This is a genomic window from Salinicoccus roseus (assembly GCF_003814515.1).
GTDB classification, from domain to species: Bacteria; Bacillota; Bacilli; order Staphylococcales; family Salinicoccaceae; genus Salinicoccus; species Salinicoccus roseus.
Window position 1 is genome coordinate 1 of the sequence record NZ_RKQJ01000004.1, and the last position, 23,777, is coordinate 23,777.

A 23,777-nucleotide genomic window follows, 5' to 3' on the forward strand; every position below is an offset into this window, starting at 1 on the left:
GGTTTTACTTGTCGCCCAAGTTGAATGCCGTAGCATTCGTTTTTTCGGAATTAACGTTGACATATTGTCATTCAGTTTTCAATGTTCTCTGTTTTTGACTGCTTAATTATTGTAGCATTTGAGCAACTTGTTTGCAACCACTTTTTCAATTTCTTTCCGGCTGCTTCGTTCGCTCTTTTGTGTTTCTCCGCCGTTTTCAGCGACTTCTCTATCGTACCATGTCGGCGTCTTTATTGCAACCACTTTTTTAATTTCTTTTGAAAGTGATCTGCCGGTCAGCACTTGTTTTTGTCGTCTCTGTTTCAGCGACTTTCATATCATACCAAGCAGAGGAGCCAGGTGTCAACGCTTCTCCCCATTTTAAAGATGTAGTGTTACACAATATTAAAGAGGCAGTGCGCTGCACTGCCTCCAATCACTTGCCATGACGGTCTTTCTGTCTTGTGCTGTTTTTATAATTCAATGCATTTCTTTTTTTGACCTGGGACTTTTCCTTGCTTTTCTGTTCGCTCTGTTCCCGTTCCCTTTCACTTCTCTTCTGTTCATTGAGGTCCGCCTTGGTGACCCTGCCCCGTTCTGCCTTCTCCTTTTCAGATGCTTCTATGTATTTCGGAAGCATCAGCAGCTGGAAAGCATTACAGATGATGAGGGTGAAGACCGACCTGTATATCCACGAGGTATCTTCTACGGTTATGAAGGGGATGAGTGTGACAGACGTCATGAATATCATATAGAAGAGTGCCGGAATGAAAAGCTGGGTGCCCGGCGACTCCCGGTCCTTCCAGCGGGCCACGATGAAGCCCGACACGATTACAAGGATCGGTATCCATATATAGCTCCATACCTGACCGGCTTCAACACCAACCCTATAGAATCTGACATAGAACATGTCGAATGCAGCGTACATGATAAGCAGCAGCTGCACGTAGGGCCATAGCTTTTTGAATATCCCCATGCCAAGCGGATGAAGGAATAGATATATGAAGAAAGCGACCTGGCTGACTGTGGCGATCAGCAGCCCATAGCCGAGGAACCAGACCAGACCGGCGAAGAACTCACCGAACTGGCCCTCCAGCAAATAACGCGTTACGTTCTGGTATTCTGTGACCAGACTGACGATGGCCGTGACCACCATGCCAAGAAGAAGCGTTCTAAAATAAAACCTGACTAGGTATTTCGATGTCATACTGTGATTCCTCCGCGCCTATTCGCTCTCTTTGATTACGTTATCTGCAATGCTTCTGTATATTTCACCAATCTTATGCTCTTTTGTATAGACGGAAGGTGCGAAATCCTTCTCATTCCATTCAGGCTGACCGAGCGGCAGCTGGCCGAGAAGTGGGGCCTGTAGCTCCTGCGCAAGCTTTTCTCCACCGCCTTTGCCGAACACGTACTCCTTCTCATTCGTCAATTCACTCTCGAAGTAGCTCATGTTTTCGATTACGCCGATGATCTCATGATCTGTATGCTGTGCCATGGCGCCTGCCCGTGCTGCTACAAACGCCGCCGTCGGATGCGGTGTCGTTACAATGATTTCCTTACTGTGAGGCAGCAGCTGATGGACATCCAACGCCACGTCGCCTGTACCCGGCGGGAGGTCAAGCAGGAGGTAATCCAAATCTCCCCATTCCACTTCATTGAAGAAGCTGCTGATCATCTTGCCGAGCATCGGCCCTCTCCAGATGACCGGCGTATTCTCTTCGACGAAGAATGCCATGGAGATGACTTTCACACCGAAACGTTCGACGGGAATGATCGTCTTGTCTTCAATACCCGGCTTTTCAGTGATGCCCATCATATCCGGCACACTGAAACCATATATATCCGCATCAATGATGCCGACCTTCTTGCCCTTCTCAGCAAGTGCGACAGCCAGGTTGACCGCAACAGTGGATTTCCCCACGCCGCCTTTACCGGAAGCTACAGCAATGAATTGCGTATCGTTGTCCTTGAAACGGTTTTCCACTTCACTGCCTGAAGTACCGCGGTGCTTCTCTATCACCTCTTCATCCAGTTCATCAAAACGCAGTCCGACTGTTTCCGCTCCCGCCTCTTTCAGCAGATTGACGACTTTCATCTGCAGGTCCAGCTGCTCTTGACCGCCGAGACGGCCGATTGCGACTTTGACGCTCACGTGGTTCTTTTCTTCCTTGATGCTGATTTCCCTGATGCCGTCCGTTTCCTTAATTGGCACATTAAGTATCGGATCATCTATATTCCCAACTATTTCTTCCACTTGTTCTTTAGTGACCATTTAAATTCTCCTTTTATGCCTAGATTCAATATTATCATGATAACATATCCGGTTATCTATAAAATAGAAAAGTGCCAAACACTTTGTGTATGCGTCCAGAGATTTCAATTTTATTTTAGATGAGGAAAAAAACGGATGCTTTGTATGTTATAATTATTTATATTTTCAGACTAATCATATGAAGTTTTTTGGTTACATGCCTTCCAAAATGGCTATATGTTGGATACCAGCTATAGAAAGGACGCTAATGATATGAATTTTACACTCATGCAGTATTTTGAATGGTACTTGCCGGATGATGGTTCCCATTGGGACCGCCTGAAGGATGGTGCCCAGGAAATCAAGGATATGGGGGTTGATGCAGTCTGGCTCCCGCCTCCGACCAAGGCAGACGACCCGTCCAATCAGGGATACGCGGTATACGATGTCTATGATCTGGGTGAATTCGACCAGAAGGGCGCAGTCCGGACGAAATACGGCACACGCGAACAGCTTGAGGCAGCGATAGCCGCATGTAAGGAAGCAGGCCTCCTCGTCTACCTCGATCTTGTGATGAACCACAAGGCCGGCGGAGATGAGAAGGAGACATTCCAGGCGATAGAAGTGGATCCCGAAGACCGGGGGACGGAGATATCTGAACCCTATGACATCGAAGGTTATACACGCTTTACATTCCCGGGGCGCAATGGGAAGTACAGTGAATTCGAATGGGACTTCACCCACTTCGTCGGAGTGGACTACGATGCCAAGGCAGATCGTACAAGTGTATTCAAGATCGTCGGGGAACATAAGGACTGGAGCGACAACGTCGATGATGAATATGGTAATTTCGACTACCTGATGTTTTCGGACATCGATTATAACCACCCGGCCGTCAAAGAGGAAATGATCGAATGGGGCAAGTGGCTCACCGATACACTCGATGTCGACGGCTTCAGGCTCGATGCAGTGAAGCATATCGACAGCAAGTTCATCGCCGAGTTCATCGAGGCAGTAACGGAACACTCAGAACGGGATATATATTTCTTCGGTGAATTCTGGAATCCAGATGTCGAGGCCAAGGAAGGGTTTCTGAAGGATGTCGAGTTTGATATCGACCTTTTCGATGTGAAGCTCCACTACAACCTCTTCGAAGCGGCCAATGAAAAGGAAAAATATGACCTGACACAGATCTTCGAAGGAACGCTAGTCGAGGAGAATCCATGGAATACAGTAACATTCGTCGACAACCATGATACCCAGCCCGGCGAGTCGCTCGAATCTTTCGTGGACGATTGGTTCAAGCAGTCGGCCTATGCTCTGATCCTCCTCAGGCAGGATGGATACCCTTGCGTATTCTATGGAGACTATTATGGCATCGACGGCGATTATGACAAGGAAGGCATGGCGGTCGCGATAGATCCGCTGCTCCGTGCAAGACATACCCGGGCTCTCGGGGAGCAGGAAGACTACTTCGACCATCCCGATACCATCGGCTGGGTCCGGTTAGGTGAAGAAGACGTCGAAGGTTCAGGTTGTGCCGTCCTCGTTTCCAATGGTCTGGAGGAAGGTTATAAAAAGATGTATGTCGGCGAATTGCATGCCGGTGAGGAATGGACGGACTTCACCGGGACCCGCCCGGACACGGTAACCATCGATGACGAGGGCTATGGTGAATTCTATGTCGACAGCCAGAGTGTCAGTGTCTACGCACTTCCTGAAGAATAGTCTTAAAATCCTGTATTAGAGGAGAGATCATATGGAGACCATTACAGCAATATCGACTTTCTTATGGGGCTATCCCATCATTATTCTACTTTTCTTTACAAGCGTCTATCTCACTTTCAGACTGAAATTCTTCCAGTTCGTCTACCCGCTCTACATCTTCAAGCAGACTATAGGAAGAGTGGGTAAAAAGACGAAGGGGAAAGGGACCATCACACCTTTCCAGACATTGACCACTGCCCTCTCATCCACGATCGGGGCAGCCAACATCGTCGGGGTGCCTGTAGCCATCATGCTTGGCGGCCCCGGTGCTGTCTTCTGGATGTGGGTCATCGCCGTATTCGGCATGGCCCTGAAATTCGGTGAAACTGCACTCGGTGTGCATTACAGGGAACAGAATGCAGCAGGCGAATATGTAGGCGGCCCTACATACTACATGAAGAATGGAATCAAATGGCCGATGGTCGGAAAAATCCTTGCCGCCTGGTACGCCACCTTCCTGCTCATCGAGCTTGTGCCGAGCATCATGGTGCAAAGTAATTCAGTTGCCAGCACCATAGAGGAGTCTTTTGATTTCAGCCCGCTGATCACCGGCATCATCATTGCGGTTGCTGTGGGTATCGTCGTATTCGGAGGCGTCAAACGTATCGGGAAGGTCACCTCCTTCCTTGTGCCATTCATGGCCGGCTTCTACATCATTGCAGGCATGATCATCATCTTCATGAACATCACTGCAGTACCTGACGCCTTCGCCCTCATCTTTACAGAGGCGTTCAACCCGACTGCCGCACTTGGGGGCGGAGCCGGCGCTGTTCTTGCTGAAACGATACGCTGGGGCTTCGCCCGTGGCATCTACAGTAACGAAGCCGGCTTGGGTACCTCTCCGATCGCCCATGCGGCAGCGAAAACCGACCACCCGATCCGTCAGGCTTTCTGGGCTGTCATCCAGATCATCGTAGATACTCTGATCATCTGTACAATTACAGCCCTGGTCGTCATCATGACGGGAGTGTGGCAGGATAGCGACGCACACGAGGACAGCGTCAGGGAAGCACTCACCGCCCGGGCATTTGGGGAAACCTTCGGCCCTATCGGCAACTCGGTCGTATCCCTTGCGCTCGTCATCTTCGTCTTCTCTACAATTACAGTAGTCGTCTTCTATGGGGCAAGACAGGCTGAGTACCTCTTCGGCCTTTGGGCAGGCACAGTGATGAAGGGGGTCTATGTGGTATCCATAGTCATCGGTGCAATAGGCGGCGCCACAGTACTGTGGGCCTTCCTTGACCTTACACTCTTCTTCGTCATACTGCCGAACATCATTGCCGTCATACTGCTGTCGCCGAAGATCATCGAACTGAAACGAGAGTTCTTCAAGTCCGATGACTATTACCAGAAGGATATACGGGAAGAAAACTCCTGACCAAAAAACCTCTGACATTTGTCAGAGGATTTTTTTGATTTAGTCGCGTGTATGATTATACTTCATCAGATGGTTCAGCTGTTCGGCATTTGTCGACTCTATACCGAGCTTGCCGAGTGTGACACCCTGTTTGAAATAATCACGGCCAAGCAGTACGCCTGTCAAAGTGATTACCGCATCCATCACCGGTGTTTCCACATCAACCATATCCCCGATGCTTGCCCATAATACCAGACCATTGGAGACATCTTCTGTTACATATCGATTTTCAAGATCCGTCGGACCTACGATATCCTTCAGCACTTTGGAACTGTTGTACTGCTCGAGCAGAGATTTCCCTTCCTCGAAGTAGCCGCTCCTTACACTCCTCTCCGACTTTGAAAGTGCTTCGAAGCCGAGTGCCTTGCATATTGCCTGCCGTTCTTCATCTATACGATGGATGACATTCACTGTATGTTCAGTGATGCCTTCCTTGTAAAGGTAGAACTCATCTCCAGCAAAATCGATCCGGCCTGCATTCAGAATGGACGGTCCTGGATGACTTTCAGGGTTTCCATTATTGAGTGTCGTCTCAAGGATATTTTCAGCCGGTTTCAGATGATCATACATCCTGTTGAATACTTCGAGCATCTCTTCTGTATGGCGGGAAGGATATGCCGCGAACAGGTTGTGTTTGTTGTAGGCGATGAGCTGCGCCTCATTCTTTTCGGGGAAGTACCGGGAAGCATAGGTGAGGGACATCGTCTCCCCCACTTTGACATCCACGTCCGCCTTCATATTGTGCAGTACACGTTTGAAGCGGATACTGCACATTGCACTTGCGCTGTTGATCAGAATGTACTGGCCGTCTTCAAGATGGGGCGCAATATTTTCTGCAACGGGTTCGATGGCGGTCGATGGTATGGCAAGCATGAGTACATCCTGGTCATGGACCGCTTCAGCGATTTCCCTCGTGAATTTGTGTATCTTGACCGGGGAGCCATTGAAATTGATCTCCCTCGTCTCTTCAATTTTGCTCAAGTCTCTGCCGGACTGTGGTGATTGGTACAGAGTGACCGTATGTCCTTTTTCAGTCATATCTGCAGCAGCCGTGATGCCACCATGCCCTGCACCAAAAATGCTGATCTTCAAACCCATCAAATCCCTCCTTCTAATTATTTGATTCGTAGACGGTGGTGCCGTCAATTATTGTCTTCTCCACTTTTGCTTCAAGCAGTTCATCCGCTTCACATGTCATGACATCCCTGTCGAAGATTGCGAAGTCGGCGTAATAACCCGGTGCAATAAGCCCGGCCTTGTTTTCCTTGTTGATGATTGCTGCAGCATTATGTGTATACATCCTGAACGCATCATATCGACTGATGCGTTCATCTTCATTATACACTCCCGATGCCCCCCTGCGGGTCACCAGTGTATGGATTCCGAGCAGAGGATCTACAGCTTCTATCGGTGCATCGGAGGAGCCACCAAGCAGAAGACCATGCGCCTGCATGGTGCGGAAAGCATAGAGATACTCCATCCGCTCCGATCCAAGATAGGATTCGACCCACGGCATGTCGGATGTCAGAAAGGTCGGCTGGACATCACAGATGAGAGGGAGCTGCGCCATCCTGTCGATCAGTTCTGCACTGAGCAGGCTGCAGTGGATCAGACGGTCATGCCTGCCTTCCGGGACAGGATACTTCTCGATTGCATCGACCACCAATTCGCATGCCTTATCCCCGATGACATGGACCGCCACCGCGTCTCCATTGGCGCGGGCTTTCCTGACCAGTGATTCGAGGGCTTCGACCGAATGGATCTGGATGCCATGATCATCCGTTTCTTCATATGGTGCTTTTACGAGGGCTGTTTTGCCCCCGAACGCACCGTCCATAAATAGTTTCATTGCGTCTTTTTCGACCCAGTCATCCTTGAAGGACAGTCCATCCCCGATCATTTCGTCATAGACCGCCTCATGCCTGAGGAGATTGACCCTGAACTTCTTCCTATCCGGCCCGAGTGTCTCCATGTAGGCTTCATATGGCAATTGGTATGGGCCATAATATGACATGTCCTCCGTATGGACATTCGTGATGCCGTAAGTATACAGATGCTCCACTGCCGTTTCGATGTCCGCGCTCAGCGACTCCACATCATCATCGACTGTCGCTGCCCTGAGGGCCTCGAATGCCTTGTCGTAGGCCCACCCTGTCAGGTTCCCCTCTTCATCGCGTTCGTAGTATCCCCCTTCGGGATCCTCTGTTGAACCATCCAGCCCCAGCACCTCCAGTCCGCGAGTATTGATAAGGCCAGCATGCTGGCAGACCCGGGTGACCAATGTCGGCTTGTCGGTCAATGCATCCAGTTCCTCATGCGACATACGGTATTGGTCCGGGAAGTTATTTTCATCATATCCAAGTATCAGATTCCATTCATGTGTCGACTCAAAATCATTGATCAGACGCTTCATTTCTTCTATATCCTGCACTTCATGAAGCGCAAGGGATTTCAGCATCTTCCCCAGCATGATCAAGTGCTGGTGGGTGTCTGCGAGACCGGGAAGCATCGTCTTTCCACCAAGGTCCACCAACTGGCCACCCCTGCCGGCCAACTCTGCCTTTGAGCCTGTCGCAAGGATACGGCCGCCATCTTCGAGTACAGCCTCTACAGTATCCCCTGGTGCTTTCATCGTATGGATTGTACCATTATAATACAGTGTCTTCACTTCGTTCCTCCTCACAAAAAATGCTTCATATACATTATATATGAAGCATTCCCCTTCTACACATTTATACTCTGGTGCTAGTCGTCATCCTGGCTCAGTTCTTCACTCCGGTTTGCTGCAGCATTCAATGTCGCAGTGAGTATCTCCTTGATGCCTTCGCCATCCAGTGCATTCAGTCCCGCTTCTGTCGTACCATTCTTTGAGGTGATGTTCTTCCTGAGCTGGCTGAACGGCAGTTCGGACTCCTCTACCATCTTGCCGGCACCGATCACGAGGTTGCGTGTCAGGAACAATGCCTCTTCCTCATCGAATCCGAGCTCCATCAGGCTTTCCGCATATTTTTCGTATATATAGTACAGGAAGGCTGAACCGGAACCGGTTGCTGCAGTAATGTTGTGCATGACGTCTTCCTCTACGGTCACAGTCGTACCAAAGCTTTCCATAAGCTCAACGAGTTCATCCTTGTCAGGGAAATTTTCGCTGTAGGTTATTCCACTCACTGAATGCTGGACCATCGCATTTGTGTTCGGCATCAGTCTCGCAATCGGATTTTCGGTCCCCAATTCCCGTCGGATCGTCTTGATCTGGGTCCCGGCCATGACCGATACGATTTTTGTCTTTTCCTCAAGATGCGGACGGATTCTTTTGGCGACATCCGGGAAGCTCTGCGGCTTGCTTGCCAGAATGACATAGTCTGCGCCATCCAGCAGTTCTGTATCGTCATAAGAAACGTTGACACCCAGGTTCTCCTTGAAGAACATGATCTTTTCCTTCTGGCTTCTGCTCGTCAGGTAGATCTGATCCGGTTTCACGACATTATTTTCTATCATGCCAATGAATATGGCACTCGCCATGTTTCCCGCACCGTAAAAGACAATTTTCATCGAATCAACTCCAATTTTGATTTTAACAACATTACCTATCATAACAAACTGAATAAAAAAATCAAAAACGAATATCTATTCATCAATGGATATAGAACACTATGCCCACATAGTGCAGGAAACTCGCTGCGACAATGAAGAAGTGCCATATCATGTGAAAATATTTCCGTGTCTTCTGTGCATAGAACCATGCGCCGACGGTGTAGCTCACCCCGCCAAGCACCAGCATGAGCAGGAACATCCAGTTGGTATTGTTGAATATATGCGGGAAGAAGATGACCGCCATCCAGCCCATGACCAGGTAGAACCCGAGACTCACCTTGCTGTTCACCTTCGGACTGAGCACTTTATACAATATCCCGAAGACAGCAGCAGCCCACTGGATGATGAGCGTAACCAACCCCCATGTGCCGCCGATGACCGACAGGGCAATGGGTGTATATGTGCCCGCAATGGCGACATAGATCAGACTGTGGTCCAGCAGGCGCATGATGTATTTATGCTGGGTGTTATGTGCCATCGAATGGTAGAGCGTCGATGTGAGGAACATGAGCAGGATGCTGATGACATATACCGATCCCCCCACCGCATGCATGGTGCCTCCCTGTACATACATATAAACGGAAGTGAATGGCAGCAGTCCGATGAAGATGAGTGCTGCTACGCCATGGCTCACACTGTTCCCCACTTCCTCGCCGAAGGACAGGGGGACGATATGTTTCAGGGAGCCGCCGAGCTTCTCGCCCATCCCCTGCTTCTTCCAATACAGGTTCTTGGGAGGCTCCTTCTGGCGGACGAACATCATATCAGCCCTTCATCCGTAAGATCCCTATAGGCAGTTTCGATGCTGTCCTTGCCCACCTTGTTCTTAAGCGGAGAAAACTCCCCTTTGCGGTCGACCTGGAGGGTCATGTGGGTCTTCGCATGACGGAAAGCATCAAAATAGAATTTCTCAAACTTGAGCCCTTCCTCTTTCACAACCTTGAGCGTTCTGTTCATGTGTTCCAGCTTCTTCAGGGCCAGATGATAGGGCATCCTCACATCTGCCGCCTTCTCGAGGAAGCCGGTACTGAACATATGGATGCCGATGTTACCATTCTTGAATGCATCGCCCTGCCCTTCAGGAAGTTCGGTATACTCGACCACACTCTTCTCTCCATTGACCAGGCACAGCCGTCCTACACTCTCACCTGGCTTTGGGGTGATGGATTTCGATGTCACTTCATTATCATTTTGGATGTGAAGGCCGACCAGCAGCGGATCCGCCACCTTCACTACGACATTATCGACATTGTTCATGAACACATGAGCGATGCCCCTCGATTTCATATCGTCGAGCATGCCGCTGCGCTTCAGTGCACCGAATATACCGCCGTTGCCGTTCGGCGTCAGCATGATGTCCTTCCTTTCATCGATCAGCAGCTCTCCCTCCTTGGACAGGGCCGGGAAGTGCTCCTGCCTGAAGAAATGGATATTTTCAGGCGCCAGTCCAAAATGGTGATGGTCCTCAAAAAATTTGAGTGTCTCTTCATGATTTATATCGCTCGTCATGATATACCACTGCAGTGGCGTCTTCACCTTTTCTTCAAATGCCTGAAGTTGTGCTGCCTGAAGTTCAAAAAGGGAGCGCCCTTCAAAGGAGAAGGTCCCTTTCGGACCCTGATGTTCAAGACGTGTCCCCTGGCCGCCTGCCATCAGGAGGATGGCCACCTGTCCTTCCGCCATCGCCTGGTATGCAATATCCTCAAGCATGTCCCGTTCCAGCTCCGCTGGTCTCACGAAGGGCACTTCCTTGATCGATGACATATCCACATGTTTCGGGTTCAGGTAGACATTTTCGTAAACCGCCTTGATCTCATCAGTGTCGAGTGTCTGATATTGTGCGTCAAGCTTCTCCTGGTAGCTTTTCTCCAGCAGTTCATATTGGGGTATCCAGTCTGTAATCATTTTCGGCCTCCACAAATCTTTTCCTCCATTATAATGCAAATCAACAATGCTGTAAAAATAAATGGAGACACCGCGAGGACTTCACTCCGCAATCAATATTTTCTAAAAGTTTCTTTTACGATGGGGTAGGAACCCTTGAGGCGTTCTTTTGATTCCGGAAGGTCCCACCCCTCCCATTCATAACGTTGCAAGGTCGGCAGGGTGTCACCCTCCATTAATGGAAGGCTTTCAAAAACACTGTCATGGCGTGAGGCAATCACGCCCACCCCTATTCCTTCAATGGAAACGGAAGCTTCAAGCCCGTCCTCTACTATATCGCCGATGAACTCGTGGCGGCTTGGGTCCCGGGCCCCTATAAGCTGCCATGGGAGCCGCACTTCCATAACACCTTCATCACGCAGCCATCTGTAGTCAGCCAGTGAGTCGTAGTCTGCAGCTTCAGGGTCACCGTTGCCTTCCTTGAGCTTCCCTGTTTCATAGTATTCGAACGGCACTGTTTCTCCCCGGTCCGGAAGATGGTGTTCTTTGTTGAGCGCCAGGTGGATCTTGTTGAATTCCCCTGAATCTTTTGCCGGTGTTCCCTCCACCTCAATCATCCCGAGGGTATGCCCATATTGCAAGTTGAAGAAATCATAATAGTCATCCACTACGACTCTGGACTCGTCACCGTTGATCCTGACGATGAAATCTACCGCAGATTCGGATACTACGTTTCCAGCGATTCCCTTGTTGCCCTGGCCCGGTACGATATCAAGGGGGATTTCAATCTCATCCACCGCTCCTGGGACATGCTCCACCTTCAAATAGAGGTAGCGTTCATCATGATCTACCGACAACGACTTCAAATCCCCCTCCCCTTCGTAAAGAGGCTTGCGGTGCCAATCTGATGGATCACCATCGATTCTGATCTTGTGTGTATCAAAACTCAATAGACCAAACTGCTGCTCATTGGTCTGTGCATTGGACCAGAATGGCCTGCGGTCGGGATTATCATAATCCATCGTATTCCATGTACGCTTGAACCACTCATCCTGCCATGTGAATAAAATGCCACCCATCATACCGGCATGGATGATATCTTCATAGAGGCTCGTAGTCATTTCACCCTGGTCTTCCTCTGAATGGAACCCCTGGTTAAAGCCGAATGGATTTCTGTGGGTGAGGCCGCGAGATGCAGGTAAGCCGAATTCAGCCACAACTATAGGAAGCCTATGGGCACCCTCCATCTCATTCAGATATCCAGCGTAGTTGTTGCGCTCCCCACGGTGATCCAGGAATTCTACATACTTCTCATCGTAATTCAGAAAGTCGGGGTAGTAGGGGTATATATGATATGAAGCGTACTGCCCAACGCCCTCCATTTCACCCTTCGCATATATAACATTCGGATTGACACTCACGAGATCTTCCATATCTGAGGAATCGGAAGGATGATCAAGAATATCGGTGGTCACCCAGTTGGTGAAACTCATCGGTCTCAATGTCCCGTAGTTGTCACTCTCATATTTCGAGACGAAGTCCATTTTCTGGGCAAGCCAGTGTTCGAATGCAGAAGCACCTTCCGTTCGATAATATGTACCGTCATACTGTCCGATATCCCCGTGGCTTTCATTCGTCCCCACAACAAAGGGAGGGTACCACTCCACCCCCAAGATCCATCCTATAACATAGGGGGAGATATCGTTAGTATATTTCCCTGATGCCTTACCGGGCTCTGGTTCAATATCCCCCTTTCCATGCACAGCATCAACGACATTTTTCATATCACGGTCAAATTCCCTGTTCAGCGATTCCTGATAAGCATCCTCACCTTCATGCATCTTCCCTTCATCGGCCCACATACCATGCATGATGTAGAGCGGTTCATTCACCTTGTTATATCGGTGCAGGGCATCATAGAAGTCCGGCGGATGCAGTGTATATACACGGATCGTGTTCGCATTCATTTCACCGATCTGCTCAAACCATCGGTAGTATTCCTCTTCTGTAATTGCAGCTTCCCCTGGAAAATGACCAGGCTTGGCCATGCCCATATTAACACCTTTTATTGTGATCTCCTGCCATCCTTCGGTCGTTTGGACTTCAAAATGGTCTCCAGCAATCCTTGCAGGCTGCATCTCATGTGCTCCTTTCCCACCTTGACTGCCATAAAGGTATAGAATCACTCCCCCCAGAATGATGGACAGCAAAGTGACTATGATATATCTTTTCATGATTCTGTTTCTCCTCTCCCCAGACCCTTCCTTTCCATCTGTCCCCACACGTGTTTCCTGCGAATGAAGTTGAAGATCCCCTCTATTCTCCAGAGCAATGTCAACGGACGATACCAGAACGTTTCCGACAGGGCCAGCAGAACCAGTGTCAGAATATGACTTGCTCTCGTATAGTTGTTGGTTGTCCAGGCATCCATCAACAGGGAGAAGGAGGAGAATATGGAACCATATAAGATGAGGGCCAGCATAAGAAGAACAGCCACTTCCACATTCAGGCCGCCCGTGGAGAAGGCAAAGATGATATACAGGTAACCAGCCAGTTCAATCAAAGCTCCGAAACCTTCAAAGAGCCAGAAATATGGGAAGGCAAGCAGCCCGATACGTCCATATTTCGGATTCAAGGTCATATGCCTATGGCGCCATAGGCTTTCAATCAGACCCTGGCTCCAGCGGCGGCGCTGCCGCCTCAATACTTTCAGCGTTGCCGGTGCTTCGGTCCAGCATACTGGTTCAGGGACAAATTCGACCCGTTCCCCGGTATTTTTCCTGCGTATCAACTCATGCACCTTGACCACAAGCTCCATGTCTTCACCTATGACGCCTGGACTATACCCACCCGCTTCGATGACAGTCTTTTTGGAGAAGACGCTGAATGCACCTGATATGATCAGCACCATATTGAATTCACTCAGGAATATTCGACCCAGCATGAAGGCACGCAGATATTCCACAATCTGCATCATGACCAACGGACGTCTGAAGATCTTACGCTCTACAATCGATCCGAAATGGATATCATTGCCATTGGCAATCCGCACATTACCACCCGCGGCTACCACCTTCCCATCTGAAGCGATGATCGGACGCATGACTTTCAGCAGGGAGTTTTCATCCAATATGGAGTCCCCGTCGATTGAACAGAAGTAGGGATATCGGGCAAGATTTATGCCTGCATTGAGTGCATCAGCCTTGCCTCCATTCCTCTTTCTGAGTAGAAAGACTTTCGGATGCAGCTCGGATTGATGGAGTGACACGACGGATTCTGTCACAAGATGGAAAGGCACTTGACGGTATATCCTCTTCATTTTGAATTTTTGTATGAGGATATCTGCAGTATCATCGGTGGAGCCATCATCAATGACGATGATTTCAGATTCGGGATACCGTAGATTAATGAGTGAATGGAGTGACTCTACAATGCCCACTGCCTCATTATAGGCCGGGACCAGTATGGAGACCGGCTTTGTGAACATGTTTATCTTAAAGTCCTCTTCGAGCATATTATCGTCCAACATCTTCCTTTTCGACAATGCACGATATGCGGAAGAGACCATGAGGATGTAGAAGAATATGACAAAACCTACATAAATGAGGATGAGCCAGCCTATGATGGATACAATCATCAGCGTTCGCTCCTTTCTTCACCAAGGACCGCAAGGGGGACTGCCCAGTCGGTCATTGGTGGCATGAAGCCCGTAAGTATTTTCACCGCTTCTTTCCTGACAAGGGGATGCGGGTCATCCAGTCCTTTAATTACACCATATACGGACGTCTCTCCGATTGTTGGGCCAAGTCTTATGGCAAGCATCCGTTCCTCCCAAACCTCTGATTCATAGAAGGCCGTGTAGACATCCTGATTCCTGGTGGAGCCGATGACACTGATCGCCTTTAGTGCCCGTATCCTCACTTCCGGCACATCTGAAGCGAGCATCGTTTCGAGCCAGTCGAGCGATTTGGAATCCGGGATGAAGGATGCACGCCCAATCAGGGCGAATTGTGAAGGAATTGTCATCTCTTCAAACCGGTCTCGCATGAACGCTATCTTTTCGTCGTCGAGCCTGCTGAATATCTTCTTATACTCGTATTCCGTAAGGTCATTTCTAAGAAAATAGACATACATGAACCGGTCCATATCGAACAGCGACAAATATACGAGGAAAAGGAAATATTCGAAACGTGAGAGTCGATGGATTTCCCTTTCAGTGAAGACATCTTCGAATCCTGCCATCCGGAATTCTATGATCTTGTTCAATGTATTTATGCGATGTGCCCATTTTCGATGTTTGAGCGTGTACTTATAGCGGTGTGTGAAATTTTCTACAGAAAATCCTTCAATCCTTTCGTGTATGCCTTTTGAATAGCCATTGTTCGAGTAGGAGAAGAAAATCTTTTCAACCGCCTCAACATGGGCATCCTTCCTTATGGGGGGCGGTGTGCCTATGCCATGGAAGATATAGTCGAACCATCCATCAAAATGGATATCCGTATATTGGATGATTTCTTCATTTCTTCTTCTACTTTGGATCGAACGCATGATGAAAAGTGCCACCAGTAAAAAGAGAGCCACCGTCAAGGATAGTACAATCAACAACATCCATTGGATCATACCCACACCCTGTTCCCCCTTAAGGCCAGCCTTTTGATTTTCGCCTGGAAGACTTTAAGGTTGAATGGCTTGATGAAATAGCCATCCACTCCGGAGTTCAGCGCGTACACCATCTCCTCTTCAGTATTGGAGCGTGTCATAAAGTAGATGACGCTTCTGTCATCTTGACTGCGGATATGGTCGACCACTTCCATCCCGCTCTTTTTGGGGAGGATATCGTTGATGATGAAGATTGAGATCCCCGCTTCTCCTTTATAACCCTCCATGAACTCATACCCATCGGCATAGTAATGGACCGCCCTTCCCTCATCTGCAAGCGTCCGCCACAAAATCTTCCGGAACATCTCATCCGGCTCTATGATGTGGATATCAACTGTATTATTAATCCCGTCCACGCCCCTTCACATAATATATATCTATTATACTTTTTATATGTGAAATTTCACACTACTATATTTACATATTATTGAATTATAAGAATATACGACCAAAATAAGACTATTTTATTACTAATTGAAGATAAATAAAGGACATCTATGATATAGTAGAACCGCTTATACATATCTGGAATATTTCACCATCATGACATAATTGAAATGCTGCACCCGGAATGCCATGGGTAAATATTAGTATCGAGTTCTGAAAGGGGGCGAGGGTATGGTTTTTGATATGTTCATGCTGTTCTGCATGTTGGTCACATTCATCTACATCTACTTCCAGCTCAAGTGGAAGATAACAGGGAGGCTGGTCAACCATAAAAAGGAGAGCCTCTATGGCGGTGTAATGGCTGGTACTTTCGCCATCATTCTGAACTATTACGCCGTCCATGCCCATGAGAATGTCTATTTTGGGCTGAGCATGGTCGTCCTCATCCTTGCCCTGATGTTCAACAGCCAAGCAGCATATTTGCTTGGTGGGGGGATCCTGTTGCTGTGGCTGGCATTTTCTCCTCTAGCCATGCCGACGGCCTCCGTGCTGGCCCTGTGCTCAATCTTGGCTGGCGTCTTCCTTGCAGACTTATTGGCCCATCGCCTGGGTCCCTACCCCAGAGCAGTCATCCTTGTAGCAGTTGCAGCCTCAGAATATTTCGTCTCTATAGGGATAACGGCAGGTGGTTATGAAGCTGCACTGGTTGCTGCGTCATACTATATGCTGCTGTCGACTGTCAGTGCAATTGCAGGCATATCCGTCATTCATTATATGCAAAGGTCCCATGAACTTTATGAGACGCTTTCAGAAGATTCTACTGTCGACGGCCTTACCGGCCTCTTGAACAGGCGGGTCTTCGAAGCCGAACTGGATGCGCTTGGCAAGGATGAGCCGTCCGTTCTGATATTAATGGACATCGACCACTTTAAAGGATTCAATGATACTTACGGGCATCCGGAAGGTGACAGGACACTTAAGGTTGTCAGCCGGAAAGTGAAGAATATCGTCGGCAAGGACGGTATTACAGCGAGGAATGGTGGAGAAGAATTCGCAATTCTCCTTAAGGGACGATCGAAGGAGGACGCTTTGGAGATTGCAGAACGTATCAGGACTTCGTTGGAGAACAGCAGGCATATCACTGCAGCCGGAAAATTTGTCGGAGTGACTGCATCCATAGGTATTGCAGCATATCCTGAGCAGGCTTCCAGCCCAAAGAATCTCTACAGCCAGGCGGATGAACACCTTTACATCGCAAAGAAGCTTGGACGGAACCAGGTCTGTTGCGAAAGTTCCCATGAGTTAATCATCGCCCCCTCAGATAACAAGGTAAAATAAAAAGGCTCCCATCGGGAGCCTTTTCCTATTCTGTAATGACCTGTTTGATCAGTTCGATTTTATTTTCCCTGCTGCCGATTCTGTAATTGTCGAGTATCTTCTGCTCAACTTCCTTGATGTCTTCGGAGTTGCTGTGAATCACAGCAAGCGTGTCGCCCTGCTCTACACGGTCACCGACCTTCTTCTTCAGCACGAGACCAACGGCCAGGTCGATTTCATCCTCTTTCGTCTGACGGCCTGCACCCAGCATGGCAGAGGCGATGCCGATTTCCTCAGCTGCAATTTCCTCGACGAAGCCGCTCTCTTCAGCCTTCACCTCGAACTGGTATTTGGCCTGCGGCAATTTGGATGGATCATCAACAACAGAGGCGTCCCCGCCCTGATTTTTAAGGAATACTCTGAACTTCTCGAGTGCCTCGCCATTATCTATGACTGCACGCAGCTTGTCCTTTGCTTCATCGAGGGATTCTGCAGCACCGCCGAGCACAGCCATCTGTGCCCCGAGTTCAAGGCAGAGGGCTGTAAGGTCTTCCGGCCCTTCACCTTTGAGCGTGTCGATGGCCTCCTTCACTTCCAGAGCGTTGCCGATGGCGTAGCCGAGGGGTTCCGACATGCTTGAAATGATGGCCATCGTATTGCGTCCGACATTGTTTCCGATGGAAACCATCGCACACGCCAATTCGACCGCATCTTCTTCATTTTTCATGAACGCACCATCGCCAGTCTTTACATCCAGCACGATGGCATCTGCACCGGCAGCAATTTTCTTGCTCATGATGGAGCTTGCAATCAGCGGAATGGAGTTGACGGTTGCAGTGACATCCCTGAGTGCATAGAGCTTCTTATCAGCTGGCGTAAGATTTCCCGATTGTCCGATGACCGCGACTTTATCCCGGTTGACGATATCAGTGAATTCCTGCTCGGTGATTTCGACATGGAAACCATCAACGGCTTCCAGCTTATCGATGGTCCCGCCGGTGTGGCCGAGCCCGCGGCCACTCATCTTGGCGACCGGTACGTCAAGTGCTGCAACGAGCGGTGCGAGTACGAGCGTCGTCGTATCGCCGACACCCCCTGTCGAATGCTTGTCGACCTTCACGCCTTCGATAGCCGAAAGATCGATCTCATCTCCCGATTTCACCATGGCCATCGTCAAGTTCGCACGTTCTTCCTGGGTCATATCATTGAAGAAGATCGACATGAGCAGACTGGACACCTGATAGTCCGGAATATCCCCATCCGTATAGCCGTTAATGAAATGTTCGATTTCTTCCTTCGATAACTCTCCGCCGTCACGCTTTTTGGCGATGATATCTACCATGCGCATAACCATCTTCCTTTCCCTTACATATTTCTGCTGCCTACAGAGTGCCTGTCCCGTGCTTCCATATAGAAGTCGATCAGGCGTTGGGATGTTTTATCCCAGGCATAGTCCAATGCTTCGTTTCTGGCATTCCTTCTCATCGTCTCGAGTTTTTCTTCATCCTCAAGCACCGATACTGCTTCCATCATGCTGTCGAGATCTTCATTCTCATAGAGCATGCCGGTCACACCGTGCGCCACCTGTTCATTGGTCGGCCCGCTTTTGGCACCGATCACTGGCAGGCCTGAAGCCATCGATTCGAGAATGACCAGCCCCAGTGTCTCGGAGACCGACGGGAAGATGAAGGCGTCGCCTGTGGCAAAGGCCTTGGACAGCTCTTCACCATGGATGAAGCCTGTAAACACTGTATTGGTTCCTTTGAATCGCTTCTCGATATCGGTACGGGCCGGCCCATCACCAATGATCGCAAGACTGATGTCAGGACGCTTCTCGAGCAGAGGCAGCAGCTTGTGGATTTCCTTCTCTACTGCTATCCTGCCGATGAACACCAGCAGCTTATTGGAGGGTTTCCCTCCTGTCAGCCGTTCCCTCATCTCCTCGTCCCTGTAGTCGGGATGCCGGTGGATGACATCTACACCACGCGGTATGATATCCAGGCGTTCGATACCCTGCTCAGCCAGTTCATCATGGATGGCTTTTGATGTCACCAGGTTGAGGTCTGCATTTTTGTGGTTGCGTTTGATGTACCACCAGAGAAGTGGTTTTGCCGGCTTGTAGACCTTGTAGTAATCGAGATATTTCGGCAGATGTGTATGATAGGACGAGACCAGAGGCAGATCCAGTTTCTGAGCGGCTTTTACTGCGCTTGTGGCAAGGAGTATGGGGTTTACTGCATGCACGACATCGGGTTGGAATTTCTTCAACTCACGATAAACTTTCCGGGAAGGGACTCCCCACTTACGATATCTGTAAAAAGGGAAAGTGATCGGCTTTACGCCGACCACTTTCGCACCCTTATAGTCATATACTCCAAGATCTGGGGCTATGACCAGAACTTCGTGGCCTTCCCGTATAAAGTAGTCTATCGCTTTTGTCAGTCTTGTAACGATTCCATCCGTCGACGGGAGAAATGTTTCTGTGACAATCGCTATCTTCATACGGTTCTCCCTTTCCCTACTTCCAAGTCACTTTAGGAAGGACATTGTCCACAATGATGCGGTCCTTGTGCTCTAGTGCTTCCTGCAGGATTTCCTTGAGTACATCCTGAGTGAGCAGGTAAGGCTCCAAGCCCAGATCGATCAGGTTTGTATTGACCGCATTATAGTAGTGATCTTCATTTTCAATACGTGGATTTTCTATGTTCTTGATCGATGCTTCGATATCAAGATCTTTCGCTGCCTGCTTCGTCTTTTCGGCAAGCTCCTGTACGGAGAAGGATTCAGTGAACTGGTTGAACACCCTGAACTCGCCCTGTTCTGCAGGGTTTTCGGCAGCAATTTCAACACAGCGTACCGTGTCTTTGATGTTCAGGAACGCACGTGTCTGGCCGCCTGAGCCGTACACTGTCATGTCATGGCCGATTGCTGCCTGGATGAGGAAACGGTTGAGTGCTGTACCGAATACGCCATCATAGTCCAGACGGTTCGCAAGGACAGGATCCTTCTTCGTCTCCTCCGTGTTCAGACCATATACGATGCCCTGGTTGAGGTCCGTTGCACGAATGCCCCAGATTTTGCACGCGAACATGATGTTATGTGTATCATGCACTTTTGTAAGGTGATAGAAAGATCCCGGCTGTTTAGGGAATGGCAGGGTATCTTTTCTTCCTTTATGTTCAATCTCAATATAGCCTTCTTCAATATCGATGTTCGGCTGGCCATATTCTCCCATTGTGCCAAGTTTGATCAGATGGCAGTCAGGTTCGAATTCCTTTATCGCATAAAGGACATTGAGGTTGCCGAGCACGTTGTTCTGCTGCGTATATACCGCATGCTTACGATCGATCATGGAGTATGGTGCTGAGCGCTGTTCAGCAAAATGAACAAATGCCTCTGGTCGTTCATTCTTGAATACAAGGCTCAGGAAGTCATAATGGTTGAGGTCGCCTTCATAAACTTTGATTTCTTTGCCTGTGAGCTCTTTCCATTTATCCACACGCTCCTGGAGAGAAGCGATCGGTGTTACGGAATTGGAGTGCAATTCGTTGTCGATCTCACGTCTCACCAAGCTGTCCACGATGGTCACATCATGGCCCTTCTCGGAAAGATACAGGGCTGTCGGCCATCCACAGAAGCCGTCCCCTCCTGCTACTATAATTCTCATTTGAAAATCCTCCGCTTCAAGTGTTATTTACAATATTCGCAGTATACCGCTAGTATACAATGACCATTATAAAGATATTTGCATCGGGGGACAAACTTTTCTCATCAAATTGTTTAATTGCCCAACAAAAAAACAGCCGGGAAATTGATTCCCGGCTGTTTTCATCAAGCCATCTGTGGTGCACGTTTGTTTTTCCTTCTTTTATAGAGCTGGAAAAGGACCAGCAATACAAACAGTCCAATTGCGATGCCGTCCGTCACAAAGTCACTCTGGATGAAAAGCAGGGCCGTGGCCACTGCAGCGATCCTTTCGATGATGCTGTAGGGTGTGAACATGTAGTTCTGGATGAATGAGGCAAATGTCGCCATGCCGATTGCAGCCGTGATGACTGCCCATACCATTTCAAGAGCAGTGGCATCAGTGATCAGCAGTATCGTCGGATTGATTGCGAACATGAACGGGAGAAGCAGGGCAGCGGAATCGTACTTGAAGCCCTGGACTCCAGTCCGTATCGGCCCTGCATTGGCGATCCCAGCCGTCGCGTATGCCGGCAGGTTTATCGGTGGTGTATCATCTGCCAGAACCCCGTAATAGAGGACGAACAGGTGGGCGACGATGACCGGCAGGCCAAGATCAGTGAGGACCGGCGCGATGACCGCGGCCAGCACAACATAGGTTGCAGTCGTCGGCAGCCCCAGACCAAGCAGCAGACAGGCAAACACGGTAAGCACCAACGCAATGTATATCTGTGTATTATCTGTAATCATGAAATTCGGCAGCCAGCCTTCGATCGTATCGGAAAACTCGATGACGATGCGTGTGAACTTCGTGGACAGGCCGCTTGTCGTGATGACACCGATCAGTATGCCTGCCGTCGCACAGGCGACGATGATGCTGAGCGCATTCCTTGATGCTGTATCGAAACCTTCCATCAGCTCCTTGAAGCCATATTCAGACTTCACTTTATCCTGCTTCATGGAGCGTTGGAAAAGCCCGAACAGCAGGGCGACAATGATGCCGCCCAGCACCATCGTGAAGATCGAATCCCTCCACCTGATGGTCTGGCTGTTGAAGACCCGACTTCCGAATACATCGTTCAATGCCACAAGCCCCTGGTTGAGATAACCAACCAGATACTGCATCGCAAATGTCGCCGCAAGCAGTATTGCCGCATAGAGGATCGTCCTTCCCAACCGCTCCTTGAATCGGTATGTGAAAAGCGCAATGACGATCATTGCTATGATCGAGTAGAATGCTGATGCGTTGACGGAAGAGCGTTCAATCACGAGATAGTATAGCAGTATCAGTATCGGTACCAGCATGTACCCCTGGGTCATGATCAGCTTGCGCGCTGACTTCATCTCCGACTTTTCCATACCGGAAATCCCATGCTTGCTCGCTTCGAAGTGCACCATGAAGAGTATCCCCACATATGCAAGCAGCGCAGGAATGAATGCACTTTTGATGATTTCATAATAGGGGATGCCTGTAAATTCCACCATGATGAAAGCCGCTGCACCCATGACCGGCGGCAGGAACTGTCCACTTGAGGAAGCGGCAACTTCAATACCGCCGGCAACATGCGGTGGGAAACCAACTTTCTTCATAAGGGGGATGGTGAACGTCCCGGTAGTTACTGCGTTTGCAGTTGAACTCCCGGAGATGCTCCCCATCATGCCGCTTGCCACGACGCTTGCTTTAGCAGGTCCGCCCTTAAATTTTCCGAAGCCGCGTATCGCGAGGTCGATGAACATCTTCCCCGCTCCGGTCGACTCCAGTATTGCACCGAATAATATGAAAATGAATACAAATTGGGCGGATGCATAGATCGGTGTACCGAATATTCCATTGCTGCGATAGACGATTTCATAGACGAAGCGCGAGAAGTCACCACGGTTATGATAGAAATCCCCCGGCATGAATTGCCCAAGGAAAAAGTACCCGATGAACACTCCTGCAATGATGACCAACGGGAGCCCCACCACGCGCCGGGTGGCTTCAATGACGATTACAACGAATATTGCCCCGATGATCAAATCTACTGCAGTCGGTCTTGCAGACATGATGGCTTCTGCAGTCTGACGGTTGATCAGATAGATCCCCATTGCCAATGATGCCGCGGCCAACAGCAGGTCATACCATGGAATCGTCTTCTGACTCAGTCCCTTTTTGATTGGGAATATGAGGAAAGCAAGTATGATTCCCAGCATCAGGTGGACGACCAGGAAAGTCCGCGAACCGATGCCGGGCAATCCGAACCCGGCTACATAAAGGTGGAAAAAAGCCAGGCCGATGGCTACAGTGCTGACCAGCCACCCCATTTTCCTGCCGATCTCCCTGTCACTTCCCTCGAGCTCCTGGAGCATCTTCTTCTGTTCATTTTGTTCCATTTGATTCACCTCTTAAAGAAGGTCCGAGTGACTTCGACCTCCAAATTTCTACCCTTGAATGGCTCATCGGAGATGACGATATCATCGTCCCCAATCAGTATGTGATGCGGAAATACCGATGATGGACGGATTCTCAGTGTTCCTCCATGCACCGGCCTGTTGATGTCACTGATGATGAATTTTCCATCCTCAAGCTCCATTACTTCCCCTTCGTACGGCATCCCTGCCCCAAATGACTCCGTATGGCTTTCCATAGTGTATATTTCAGTCCCACGCACTTCGAACACTTCCTTTACGGGTGAACGCTCGACTGAATGTATGTATGTAACAGAGAAGCGTTCTCCATCTTCCACCCGGGCACCATATAACACCTCACCAGTCTCCATATCGGAAACTGAAAAGTAGAGTGGCCGTGTTGCATAAAGAAGGATTGCTGCCACAACAATTGAAACTCCCATAAGG

General features: G+C 49.2%; 20 protein-coding genes. 3 read left to right on the top strand and 17 right to left on the bottom strand.

Features of this window, described 5'->3' with window-relative positions; translation table 11 throughout:
* Window positions 1-102 precede the first annotated feature (102 nt).
* The 3 genes from EDC33_RS12705 to EDC33_RS10975 form a co-directional block, all read right to left on the bottom strand.
* Window positions 103-282 carry a hypothetical protein gene (locus tag EDC33_RS12705; RefSeq protein WP_124011228.1) on the bottom strand — a complete coding sequence of 60 codons (180 nt, stop codon included), beginning with the start codon at window positions 280-282 and terminating at the stop codon, window positions 103-105.
* Window positions 283-415: 133 nt separating this feature from the next.
* Window positions 416-1,186, bottom strand: coding sequence for a KinB-signaling pathway activation protein (locus EDC33_RS10970; protein WP_094907218.1), 771 nt, complete (start codon window positions 1,184-1,186; stop codon window positions 416-418).
* Between the two features lie 18 nt (window positions 1,187-1,204).
* On the bottom strand, window positions 1,205-2,254 hold the full coding sequence (locus EDC33_RS10975; RefSeq protein ID WP_124011229.1) for an Mrp/NBP35 family ATP-binding protein: 1,050 nt from the start codon (window positions 2,252-2,254) through the stop codon (window positions 1,205-1,207).
* A 252-nt stretch (window positions 2,255-2,506) separates the two neighbouring features.
* On the opposite strand from EDC33_RS10975, the gene EDC33_RS10980 reads away from it, so the two are divergent.
* Together EDC33_RS10980 and EDC33_RS10985 are read left to right on the top strand one after the other, a co-directional pair.
* Window positions 2,507-3,961, top strand: coding sequence for an alpha-amylase (locus EDC33_RS10980; protein ID WP_229716767.1), 1,455 nt, complete (start codon window positions 2,507-2,509; stop codon window positions 3,959-3,961).
* A 31-nt stretch (window positions 3,962-3,992) separates the two neighbouring features.
* A complete protein-coding gene (locus tag EDC33_RS10985; RefSeq protein WP_040105281.1) occupies window positions 3,993-5,378 on the top strand; it encodes an alanine/glycine:cation symporter family protein in 1,386 nt (461 codons plus the stop codon).
* A 39-nt stretch (window positions 5,379-5,417) separates the two neighbouring features.
* On the opposite strand, the gene EDC33_RS10990 is transcribed toward EDC33_RS10985, so the two are convergent.
* The 9 genes from EDC33_RS10990 to EDC33_RS11030 form a co-directional block, all read right to left on the bottom strand.
* Window positions 5,418-6,515, bottom strand: coding sequence for an NAD/NADP-dependent octopine/nopaline dehydrogenase family protein (locus tag EDC33_RS10990; protein ID WP_124011231.1), 1,098 nt, complete (start codon window positions 6,513-6,515; stop codon window positions 5,418-5,420).
* A gap of 13 nt (window positions 6,516-6,528) precedes the next feature.
* The gene (locus tag EDC33_RS10995) at window positions 6,529-8,085 is read right to left on the bottom strand and encodes an amidohydrolase (protein WP_124011232.1); all 1,557 of its coding nucleotides are present in this window, start codon (window positions 8,083-8,085) and stop codon (window positions 6,529-6,531) included.
* A gap of 77 nt (window positions 8,086-8,162) precedes the next feature.
* Window positions 8,163-8,969 (bottom strand): pyrroline-5-carboxylate reductase, encoded by an 807-nt coding sequence (gene proC / locus EDC33_RS11000; protein WP_124011233.1) that lies wholly within the window; start codon window positions 8,967-8,969, stop codon window positions 8,163-8,165.
* Between the two features lie 82 nt (window positions 8,970-9,051).
* Window positions 9,052-9,717, bottom strand: a complete 666-nt coding sequence (gene trhA / locus EDC33_RS11005; RefSeq protein WP_170156425.1) for a PAQR family membrane homeostasis protein TrhA — start codon at window positions 9,715-9,717, stop codon at window positions 9,052-9,054.
* A 53-nt stretch (window positions 9,718-9,770) separates the two neighbouring features.
* Window positions 9,771-10,916: a UTP--glucose-1-phosphate uridylyltransferase gene (locus tag EDC33_RS11010; protein ID WP_124011234.1), complete on the bottom strand. Its 1,146-nt coding sequence runs from the start codon at window positions 10,914-10,916 to the stop codon at window positions 9,771-9,773.
* 92 nt (window positions 10,917-11,008) lie between these two features.
* The gene (locus EDC33_RS11015; RefSeq protein ID WP_124011235.1) at window positions 11,009-13,129 is read right to left on the bottom strand and encodes a hypothetical protein; all 2,121 of its coding nucleotides are present in this window, start codon (window positions 13,127-13,129) and stop codon (window positions 11,009-11,011) included.
* Window positions 13,126-14,532, bottom strand: coding sequence for a glycosyltransferase family 2 protein (locus EDC33_RS11020; protein WP_124011236.1), 1,407 nt, complete (start codon window positions 14,530-14,532; stop codon window positions 13,126-13,128). The genes EDC33_RS11015 and EDC33_RS11020 overlap by 4 nt, the downstream gene beginning before the upstream one ends.
* Window positions 14,532-15,476: a HEAT repeat domain-containing protein gene (locus EDC33_RS11025; protein ID WP_124011237.1), complete on the bottom strand. Its 945-nt coding sequence runs from the start codon at window positions 15,474-15,476 to the stop codon at window positions 14,532-14,534. Before EDC33_RS11025 ends, EDC33_RS11020 begins: the two co-directional genes overlap by 1 nt.
* 35 nt (window positions 15,477-15,511) lie before the next feature.
* Complete coding sequence (locus EDC33_RS11030; RefSeq protein ID WP_124011238.1) at window positions 15,512-15,910, bottom strand: response regulator transcription factor; 399 nt, start codon at window positions 15,908-15,910, stop codon at window positions 15,512-15,514.
* Window positions 15,911-16,172: 262 nt separating this feature from the next.
* On the opposite strand from EDC33_RS11030, the gene EDC33_RS11035 reads away from it, so the two are divergent.
* A complete protein-coding gene (locus EDC33_RS11035) occupies window positions 16,173-17,279 on the top strand; it encodes a GGDEF domain-containing protein (protein WP_124011239.1) in 1,107 nt (368 codons plus the stop codon).
* A gap of 25 nt (window positions 17,280-17,304) precedes the next feature.
* Here the strand turns inward: EDC33_RS11035 and EDC33_RS11040 are convergent, their stop codons facing one another.
* The 5 genes from EDC33_RS11040 to EDC33_RS11060 all read right to left on the bottom strand — a co-directional run bounded on the left by EDC33_RS11040 (window position 17,305) and on the right by EDC33_RS11060 (window position 23,773).
* Window positions 17,305-18,606, bottom strand: a complete 1,302-nt coding sequence (locus tag EDC33_RS11040; RefSeq protein ID WP_124011240.1) for a pyrimidine-nucleoside phosphorylase — start codon at window positions 18,604-18,606, stop codon at window positions 17,305-17,307.
* A 17-nt stretch (window positions 18,607-18,623) separates the two neighbouring features.
* Window positions 18,624-19,760: a glycosyltransferase family 4 protein gene (locus EDC33_RS11045; protein WP_040105286.1), complete on the bottom strand. Its 1,137-nt coding sequence runs from the start codon at window positions 19,758-19,760 to the stop codon at window positions 18,624-18,626.
* Between the two features lie 16 nt (window positions 19,761-19,776).
* The gene (locus EDC33_RS11050) at window positions 19,777-20,925 is read right to left on the bottom strand and encodes an NAD-dependent epimerase/dehydratase family protein (protein WP_124011241.1); all 1,149 of its coding nucleotides are present in this window, start codon (window positions 20,923-20,925) and stop codon (window positions 19,777-19,779) included.
* A 164-nt stretch (window positions 20,926-21,089) separates the two neighbouring features.
* A complete protein-coding gene (locus tag EDC33_RS11055) occupies window positions 21,090-23,315 on the bottom strand; it encodes a TRAP transporter permease (protein WP_124011242.1) in 2,226 nt (741 codons plus the stop codon).
* 5 nt (window positions 23,316-23,320) lie between these two features.
* Entirely contained in the window at window positions 23,321-23,773 is a 453-nt protein-coding gene (locus EDC33_RS11060; protein ID WP_229716766.1) for a DUF1850 domain-containing protein, read from the bottom strand.
* Window positions 23,774-23,777 lie beyond the last annotated feature (4 nt).

Bases quoted from the DNA above. Each gene is read 5' to 3' on its own strand.
- EDC33_RS10985 (WP_040105281.1), top strand. From the start codon at position 3,993: ATGGAGACCATTACAGCAATATCGACTTTCTTATGGGGCTATCCCATC.
- EDC33_RS11010 (WP_124011234.1), bottom strand. From the start codon at position 10,916: ATGATTACAGACTGGATACCCCAATATGAACTGCTGGAGAAAAGCTAC.
- EDC33_RS10975 (WP_124011229.1), bottom strand. From the start codon at position 2,254: ATGGTCACTAAAGAACAAGTGGAAGAAATAGTTGGGAATATAGATGAT.
- EDC33_RS11020 (WP_124011236.1), bottom strand. From the start codon at position 14,532: ATGATTGTATCCATCATAGGCTGGCTCATCCTCATTTATGTAGGTTTT.
- EDC33_RS11040 (WP_124011240.1), bottom strand. From the start codon at position 18,606: ATGCGCATGGTAGATATCATCGCCAAAAAGCGTGACGGCGGAGAGTTA.
- EDC33_RS11055 (WP_124011242.1), bottom strand. From the start codon at position 23,315: ATGGAACAAAATGAACAGAAGAAGATGCTCCAGGAGCTCGAGGGAAGT.
- EDC33_RS11015 (WP_124011235.1), bottom strand. From the start codon at position 13,129: ATGAAAAGATATATCATAGTCACTTTGCTGTCCATCATTCTGGGGGGA.
- EDC33_RS11060 (WP_229716766.1), bottom strand. From the start codon at position 23,773: ATGGGAGTTTCAATTGTTGTGGCAGCAATCCTTCTTTATGCAACACGG.
- EDC33_RS10970 (WP_094907218.1), bottom strand. From the start codon at position 1,186: ATGACATCGAAATACCTAGTCAGGTTTTATTTTAGAACGCTTCTTCTT.
- EDC33_RS11050 (WP_124011241.1), bottom strand. From the start codon at position 20,925: ATGAGAATTATAGTAGCAGGAGGGGACGGCTTCTGTGGATGGCCGACA.
- trhA (WP_170156425.1), bottom strand. From the start codon at position 9,717: ATGGGCGAGAAGCTCGGCGGCTCCCTGAAACATATCGTCCCCCTGTCC.
- EDC33_RS10990 (WP_124011231.1), bottom strand. From the start codon at position 6,515: ATGGGTTTGAAGATCAGCATTTTTGGTGCAGGGCATGGTGGCATCACG.
- proC (WP_124011233.1), bottom strand. From the start codon at position 8,969: ATGAAAATTGTCTTTTACGGTGCGGGAAACATGGCGAGTGCCATATTC.
- EDC33_RS10980 (WP_229716767.1), top strand. From the start codon at position 2,507: ATGAATTTTACACTCATGCAGTATTTTGAATGGTACTTGCCGGATGAT.
- EDC33_RS11045 (WP_040105286.1), bottom strand. From the start codon at position 19,760: ATGAAGATAGCGATTGTCACAGAAACATTTCTCCCGTCGACGGATGGA.
- EDC33_RS11035 (WP_124011239.1), top strand. From the start codon at position 16,173: ATGGTTTTTGATATGTTCATGCTGTTCTGCATGTTGGTCACATTCATC.